The 7,472-nt window shown below is 56.6% G+C and carries 9 protein-coding genes and 1 pseudogene; 7 read left to right on the forward strand and 3 right to left on the reverse strand.

Annotated features, from left to right (window positions below; translation table 11 throughout):
- The 6 genes from OC610_RS17125 to OC610_RS17150 all read left to right on the forward strand — a co-directional run.
- Positions 1-189: LysR substrate-binding domain-containing protein (locus OC610_RS17125; protein WP_264429272.1), on the forward strand; the 189-nt coding region annotated here is incomplete at its 5' end.
- 122 nt (positions 190-311) lie between these two features.
- Positions 312-755, forward strand: coding sequence for a DUF2846 domain-containing protein (locus tag OC610_RS17130; RefSeq protein WP_198797411.1), 444 nt, complete (start codon positions 312-314; stop codon positions 753-755).
- A 405-nt stretch (positions 756-1,160) separates the two neighbouring features.
- On the forward strand, positions 1,161-1,694 hold the full coding sequence (locus tag OC610_RS17135; RefSeq protein ID WP_264429273.1) for a hypothetical protein: 534 nt from the start codon (positions 1,161-1,163) through the stop codon (positions 1,692-1,694).
- Positions 1,691-3,079, forward strand: coding sequence for a PAAR domain-containing protein (locus OC610_RS17140; RefSeq protein WP_264429274.1), 1,389 nt, complete (start codon positions 1,691-1,693; stop codon positions 3,077-3,079). Before OC610_RS17135 ends, OC610_RS17140 begins: the two co-directional genes overlap by 4 nt.
- A 24-nt stretch (positions 3,080-3,103) precedes the next feature.
- Entirely contained in the window at positions 3,104-3,493 is a 390-nt protein-coding gene (locus OC610_RS17145) for a hypothetical protein (RefSeq protein WP_264429276.1), read from the forward strand.
- 164 nt (positions 3,494-3,657) lie between these two features.
- Entirely contained in the window at positions 3,658-4,221 is a 564-nt protein-coding gene (locus OC610_RS17150; protein ID WP_264429278.1) for a hypothetical protein, read from the forward strand.
- Positions 4,222-4,276: 55 nt separating this feature from the next.
- Here OC610_RS17150 and OC610_RS17155 read toward each other — a convergent pair.
- The 3 genes and pseudogenes from OC610_RS17155 to OC610_RS17165 form a co-directional block, all read right to left on the reverse strand.
- A pseudogene (locus tag OC610_RS17155) lies at positions 4,277-4,530 on the reverse strand (hypothetical protein).
- 110 nt (positions 4,531-4,640) lie between these two features.
- Positions 4,641-5,345, reverse strand: coding sequence for a 7-cyano-7-deazaguanine synthase QueC (gene queC, locus OC610_RS17160; RefSeq protein ID WP_264429279.1), 705 nt, complete (start codon positions 5,343-5,345; stop codon positions 4,641-4,643).
- Between the two features lie 78 nt (positions 5,346-5,423).
- A complete protein-coding gene (locus OC610_RS17165; protein WP_264429281.1) occupies positions 5,424-6,353 on the reverse strand; it encodes a DMT family transporter in 930 nt (309 codons plus the stop codon).
- A gap of 85 nt (positions 6,354-6,438) precedes the next feature.
- Here OC610_RS17165 and OC610_RS17170 point away from each other — a divergent pair, with 85 nt between their 5' ends.
- Positions 6,439-7,314 carry a LysR family transcriptional regulator gene (locus tag OC610_RS17170; protein WP_264429283.1) on the forward strand — a complete coding sequence of 292 codons (876 nt, stop codon included), beginning with the start codon at positions 6,439-6,441 and terminating at the stop codon, positions 7,312-7,314.
- The last annotated feature ends 158 nt before the right edge of the window (positions 7,315-7,472 follow it).

Raw genomic sequence — 7,472 nt, forward strand, 5'->3', positions numbered from 1 at the left:
CTGGGCGTCTCGGTGCTGCCGGCGTCTTATCAGCGCATGCGCATCGATGGGGTGGTGTACCGACCGCTGCTTGACCCGGCGGCGGTGTCGGCGGTGTGGCTGGTACAGCGCAAGGACCAGCGGTCGCCGATGGCGAAGGCATTTGTGGCGTTGTTGACTGATGGGGTGGAGTTACCTGCCTGGTCTTGAGGCTTGTTGTTGTCAGGCGCCATGACGCATCCACCGTGGCCGGCCTACGAAGATTGCTTTAGTTTTCCAACGCCTCGGCCGATATCCCATTGTTCGACCAACCCAATCCATGGAGAAACAGGATGTTCAAGCAGTTGACCTTTACTGCCTTGTTGGCAGTTGCCGCGCTGACTACCGGCTGTGCTTCGGTGAAAATGGCCGATGACACCCAGGATGCGCAGGCGAAAACCTTCCAGACCGTCCCTGACAAAGCGAACATCTACCTTTACCGCAACGAGAGCATGGGCGCCGGGGTAAAAATGCCAGTAACGCTCAACGGCAAAGCGGTCGGACAAACCGTTGCCAAGTCGTATTTGATGCTAACGGTACCGGCCGGCCAGCAGACGCTGGTGTCTTCTGCCGAAAACGATTCGGAGCTCAAGCTCAGCACAGAAGCCGGCAAGAACTATTTTGTCTGGCAGGAAGTGAAAGTGGGTTTCATCAAGGCTCGTAACAACCTGCAGGTCGTCGATGATAAAACCGGCCGCGCCGGGGTGGCGGAGAGCAAGTTGATTCAAGCCCAATAACCCGGTTTCTCTGATCCGGGCTATTTGAGAGGGCGCTGAAAGGCGCCCTTTTTCGTGATATAGCCTGATGGCGATCAGTCCGTTACCCTGAATTGCGGCGCCTCGTCCAACTAATGGCGCTGCTTCAGACACCGCGAGCCTGAAGCTATCGAGAACGCCAGTGAAGGCGGTGTACCCATGACACCCGCGCCGCCATACCCCGCTTGCCAAGCTAACCCTGCAAACAAGTCCTCCGCAGCGTAGGAAAAATCGCTTTTTCGCCTAGGACTCTTCCTAATCGTTCGAAATCCATACCCGTTGGGATTGCGTCTTGCCCGTGATGCAACGTTTTATCCATGGCTCTGAAATTCGTTCGGCTTGGCACAGGCCAAGCGAATGACTACCCCTGAGTAGGAGCCTTGAAAAATGCACGCATCCTTGCAACTCGCCTATACCAACGAAGCATCCGCTGAATATCTCCGTCGCCTGGACGACTCACCTTTCACTGTTCAGCAACTTGCTGGTTTCGACGAGCACGCTCTGGCGAGCGTTAACCAACAACAGGCATACGCCCAGGCTCATCCCCCGATCGCCATTTACCGAGTCGCCACCGAAGGCAGCCAGACCCGCGACGGTGGGGTAATCCAACAAGGTACGGCACCGCTGGAATTGCCGTTGGCGGACGGACGCCAGGCCCGCGCAGCGAGCAAGGGTGATCAGGTTGTGTATGCCGATGGGAGCACTGCACGGATCGTCACTGGCGCAGGCGCGGGCAACAGCCATGTTGCGCTGGTAGGTAGCGTTCTGAGCAATGGCGATGAAATTATCAACACGCCACAAGGGGCGCTCTTGCTCATCGACCGTGAAGGCGTGCCGATGGCGGAAGACTTCCTCCCCGCGATTGATCAGGCGCAGGGGGCCGACCTGCCATCGGATGAGATGAAGGACGCCATCCAATGAACCGGGGTTATTACATTGGACTCGGTGACGAAACCACCTGTGGTGGGAAGGTGCTGGATGGGAACGCACACAACCGAATGAATGGTATCGCTCGTGCCCGTGAAGGTGATCCGGTTTCTTGTGGCAAGGATGGGAAGACTTATCAGATTGTGGGCGGCATCGCGGGCATGACCAGCAATGGCCGGCGTAACGCCGGCACGCTGGACAGCGTCAGCAGTTGCCCTTGTAACGCTCGGTTGATTCCATCGCTACTCTCGGCCACTTACAGAAAAGCCGGCGCTGCACCGCAAGCCAGCCGAGCCGCGGAACCGGTTTCACAGCCCGCGAACACCGTTCCCGCTACGTCGCGCCACTCGGGCTTCGCCCCTTCAAGCAACACAGCATTCGAGGCATCCACCCGCCTGGAACCTCAGGAACCGGGCTTCTATGTCGTCCCTGAAAGCTTGAGCCGTGAAGCTCTGGAAGCCACGCTCTTCCCCGCGCCCGACCCGCAGGTGCTGCGCAAATTCCGAGCGTTGAACCCTCACCGCGATGTTGTCAAAGCCGGCTCGATGATCGTGTTGAGCGACCCGAACAACCTGCAATGCACTCGCGAAGAAGCGCAGGTGATGGCGGCGGCGGAAACAGTCAATGCCGCACTCGAAGACCTGACGGCCGAACAAGCCGACTTCATGCACCGCCACGCGGCCGAGATCGCCAGCTTCACCGGCCAGACCTCGACTTGGCTGGGCGTGAGCGCCGTGGTGATGGAAAAACACCTGGCGAGCCTGCGCGACACCCTGCAAGCCATGGAGCGCTTGCATCAGGACAGTTATCGCCAGCATGGGCATCTCAAATCAGCGCAATTCTTTACCGAACGCAAACTCCTGCTCGCCCAGTTGGACGCGCACTTGCTGAATTCCACCCGCCTGCGCGGCCATACGACGCTGGGCGATCACCCCAAGTTGAAAACCGCTCTTGGCATTTCGAGCCGCAGTCTGGTTCATCACTGGAACAAGGCTGGGGCGCCGGGGCAGATACCGGGATACGCCACGCATGTGGAAAGCACCAGTCGTGCAGCGAAATATATGCAGATGGGCGGGTATGTCGGGATTGGGATTGGTGGGGTGTCTTCGGTTCTCGCGGTTCAGGCTGTGTGTAACGGGGGTTCAGAGGAGGCTTGTGAGCGGGTCAGGTTTACCGAGGGGGGGAAATTTGTCGGATCTACCTTTGGTGGTGCATTGGGTGGTGCGACGGTATCCAAATATGCCGGTGCTCGACTCTGCTTGGCGATCGGCCTCCGTACATATGGCATTGGGGGGGGCGCTTTGTGTTGCGGCCTTGGTGGGGACTGGCGCATGGGGAGGTACGACGCTCGGTGGCGTCGGAGGCGAATATGCTGGTGAGAAAATTTATGAAGCCGTAGTTCCATGAGCGGCATCGATAGTTGGCCGCCGTGGATTGCAATCATCGTTGCTGGCGGCCCAAGTCTGCTGGGATTTCTTGGGTTTATATTCACTTTGTATCTGAGTCATCGACATCTGGACGCAATGATGGAGGCTATGAAGAACAGCCGATATATATATCTGTGGGGGGGCGCATGGAGAGGGCGAGGTTTGATTGGGGGGTGCGTATTAGTTACCTCGATCGCAGGTATGGTGGTATGGCCCAGAGCCTCCATTCGTCTCGGAGATGTGGACCCGATGGATGTTAAAAATTTTCCACCACACCTAAAACGCCTACTGATCATCAAGATGACGGTGATGATCACAGCCGTCATTTGGATGGTGATCGCAGCCGTACTGATTAAATTTAGATAAAGATCAACATCCAGCTAAAAACCGTCGCTGGCAGCTTAAGTCTTAGCCTGGCGCTGAACTAATGCGGCTGGAATAGGTGCTGAGAACCGGGCGGGGATGGCTGGGGTAAATTATTTTTTTGCTGTTCTCCAACGCCTCCGTTAAAAAGGATCTGGGAGTTATTTATGAGCGCACATTTAAAAACCACCCCATGCTGCACAGAGGTAGAGCTCGGCAGTGCGATGCCCATGTTTTACGTGGTAGGAAAAAACAAGCTGGTCATTATGTTGTGTATGACCTTTGGGTACTATTTTATTTATTGGAACTATAGAAATTGGAAGGCCTATCGATTAGCCGTGGGCGCAAAAATCTGGCCGGTAGGTCGTACGGTGCTGGGCATATTTTTCCTGTACTCCTTATTCATGAAAATAGACCGACAGCTGCGTATTTCAAAAAGGCACTATAACTGGCATCCGCAAAACCTCATGGTGGGCGCAATATTAGCAGCAGGCATAAGCACTTATATTTGTGTTGTCGGGGTTAATTCGAAGGCTATTTTTCCTATGGCGTTGACCTTGCTGATCTTTCAATCTTTTATCATGCTTCGCGTCCAAACAGCTATCAACCGTCTTGAAGGGGATCCGGAGGGGCATCAGAACGCTAAACTTACCCTTTCAAACTACGCCTGGATTGCAGCGGGAAGTATCATTTGGTTTTTCGTTATCTGCGGGACGTTGATGCTTGCCTGATGTCAGCCAATGGAAGCTTGTTTTCGAGGGCGCCGCAAGGCGCCTTATTCTTTTGTCAGAGTGCAACTTGCGACTGTAAGCGGCGCCCGACGACGTCCAGCAAATCGCAACCTTCGCGCAATGAAACCACCAGCACGCGAGCTAATTCGCTATAGGCACCCCTTTCGAGTGCCAGGTTTTTAAGAAACTGAGTGGCGGCGCGAATGCGGTCGGCCGCGGTTTCATGCAAGACGTCCAGCGTCCTTCAGTGTCGATCAATAACGAAGCGATGATGCAGTCGGTACCGGTGACGGGCCTGTATCTTTTCAAGACGAAACCTTCTTGAGTGTTGAGTTAGCGTTGATTGTTGATGGATCGTCGAGGCTCGCCTGTCTGAAGAGGATGGCTGTCAATTTGATGGCCATCGGTCTTAGTGTTTTTTATAGATTTATTTTATTTTTTAGTGTCTTGCTAACCCTTCCCCTATTCTCAGTAAAAGCCTTCAGCCCCCCTGCACGAAGACTGCAAGCATCACATCCCCCACACCCACTGCCCACAACCCCGTTATAACAAGTCAGCGTACGATTCATCACCAACTCCAGCTGGTTGTAATAATCCGCCAGTGCCCAAGTCTCTGCTTTATTCAGCCACATCAACGGAGTCTCGATGCGCAATTTGTAATCCATGCCGGTTTCAATCGCGATGTTCATGGCTTTGACAAAACTGTCCCGGCAATCCGGATACCCTGAAAAATCCGTCTCGCACACACCGGTGATCACCGCTTCAGCCCCTACCTGATAGGCATAGATCGACGCCAACGTCAGAAACAGGATATTGCGACCCGGCACGAATGTATTAGGCGGTCCGTCCTTGCTGCTGTTCGCCGACGGAACCGGAATGTTGTCGCGAGTCAGGCTGCTGACCGCCAGTTCGTTCAATAACGTGGTATCCAGGACCTTGTGGGCCGTCACGCCAAAATGCCTGGCGAGGTCCTTCGCCACTTCAATTTCGGCGCGATGGCGCTGGCCGTAGTCGAAGGTGATGCAATGGATTTCGTCGTACTGGGGTAATGCGTGGATCAGGCAGGTGGTGGAATCCTGGCCGCCGCTGAATACGATCACGGCTTTGTTGGTCACTTCGTTCATCCTTGACATTCCCGGCTTGTGGTTGGGATGTGACCGTAGCGCGAAGTTCAAGGGTTTTGGTGTGGGAAATTTCGGAAATTAGGTGTTCCGCTTTCCGAGTTTCGCTTGCAGCCTTGTAGGGTCAAGGTTGAGTGCAAGGACGCTGGTCAGCACGATGGCAGCCCCGACGATGACCATCGCCGACGGACGTTCGGCGAGGATCATCGAGGCCATCAGCATGGCGGCCGGAGGGATCAGGTAAAGCGCCATGGAGGCTCGGCTCACGTCGCTGCGGGCGAGGACATAGGCCCAGGCAAGGTAGGCCAGCGCGCTGGGAAAGATGCCCAGCATCAGCACCGCCAGGTTCACCGAAGTGGGCGCTTGTCTTGCCTCGTCCAGCAGCCCAGGCGCGAATACGAATAACAGGGCGGTGCCCGACCAGACGGTGTAACAGACCATGGTCAAGCCGTCGTAGCGATGGCAATGGCGTTTTTGCAGGGCGAAATACAAGCTCCAGGATAATGCTGCCAGGAGGATCAGCAGCCCATGGGCATTTATCTGACCCAAACCGCGATCTCCCATGACCACTACGGCAGCGCCCGCCAACCCCAACAGCACGCACATCCACTGCCACGCATTGACGCTGTTCTTGAAGGCGAAATGCGCCAGTAGCGCACTGAACAATGGTGTGGATTGGGCCAGGACACTGGCGGCGCCAGCGCTGACACCTCGCTGCCCGTAGTTGAGGGCGATGTGATGCAGGCTGACGGCGAAAAAACCCAGCAGGGCGAGCTGTGGCAGGTCCTTCAATCGAGGCAGGCCGATGCCCTTGACCGAGGCCAATACGGCCATGAACGTCGAGGCGATGAGAAATCTAATCAAGGCCAGGTGGTCGGGTGCGTAGGCCTGGAGACCGATGCGAATGCCAATCGGGGAATAGGCCCAGCACACAATGACGAAGGTTGCTGCCAGGGTCACCTTTACGCCCGATCGTTCCGAACCTTTATTGAGCATCAGCGGCGTCTTCATCCAAGTGCATGTCTCGGAGTATCGAAAACGCGGCTTGTCACCACAAGTGACTTAAACTCAGTCAATCATTCACTTTGGGTGAGCTATGGAACTGTCCCAACTGCGCATGGTGAAAGCGGTCTGCGACACCGGCAGCATTGCGCGCGCCGCTGAAACGCTGCACTGCGTTCCGTCCAACATTACTGCACGTCTCAAGTCGCTGGAGCGGGAGCTCGGCACGTCGTTGTTTTTCCGCGACGGACGTGGGGTGCGAGTCAGCCCGGCGGGACAGATATTCCTGGAATATGCGACGAGAATCCTCAGCCTGACGGAAGAGGCCCGTCGCGCAATCGCACCCTCCAACGCTCCGAGTGGGCCGTTGCGCATTGGTGCGATCGAGTCCAGCGCCACCGGGCGCCTGCCCCAGTTGTTGGCTAAATATCACGCGCAGTACCCGCAGGTGTCGCTGGAACTGAGCACGGGAACCTGGGCTCAGTTGCTGGACGATATCCGGCACCACCGGCTCGACGCTGCGATTGTCGCGGTTGACGTGGAGCGGCCCGGGCTGAAGCGAGCGGTGATGTACCGTGAGGATCTGGTGCTCATTGCTGCCGATTCCCTTGGCCCGCTGCGCAGTGCGGCGGATTTGCAAGGCAAGGCGATTTTCATGTGGCCTGTCGGTTGTCCGTACCGCCTGGCACTGGAGCAGTGGCTGCTGCGCCACGGTGAGGTGCAGCCGATCATCAGCATCGCCAGCTATGGCGCTATCGTTGGCTGTGTCAGCGCTGGGGCGGGTGTTTCGCTGGTTCCCAGGGGGATCTATGAGCAGTATCGCCAGGGGGCGGGTTGGACGGGGTACGAATTTCCGGAATTGGCGGGCGTGGACAATCTGTTTTATTGGCATGAAAACGCGGGTCGGCATCCTGCCCGGGAGGCGTTTTTGATGATGTTGGAGGCGGAGTTTGAAGGGGGGGGTAGCTAGGTTGTTGGGGGCTGCTGCGCAGCCCAGCGGGAGCAAGCTCCCTCGCCACAAGGGCGCGTAAGGGTAGATACCTGTGGGGCGAGCTTGCTCGCGATGACGGCAGCACAGCCAGCATCATCGGCCAAGACCTACCGCTATCGGGCCTGTAGGAGCTGCCG

This window comes from Pseudomonas agronomica, from assembly GCF_025917275.1.
Lineage (GTDB): Bacteria > Pseudomonadota > Gammaproteobacteria > Pseudomonadales > Pseudomonadaceae > Aquipseudomonas > Aquipseudomonas agronomica.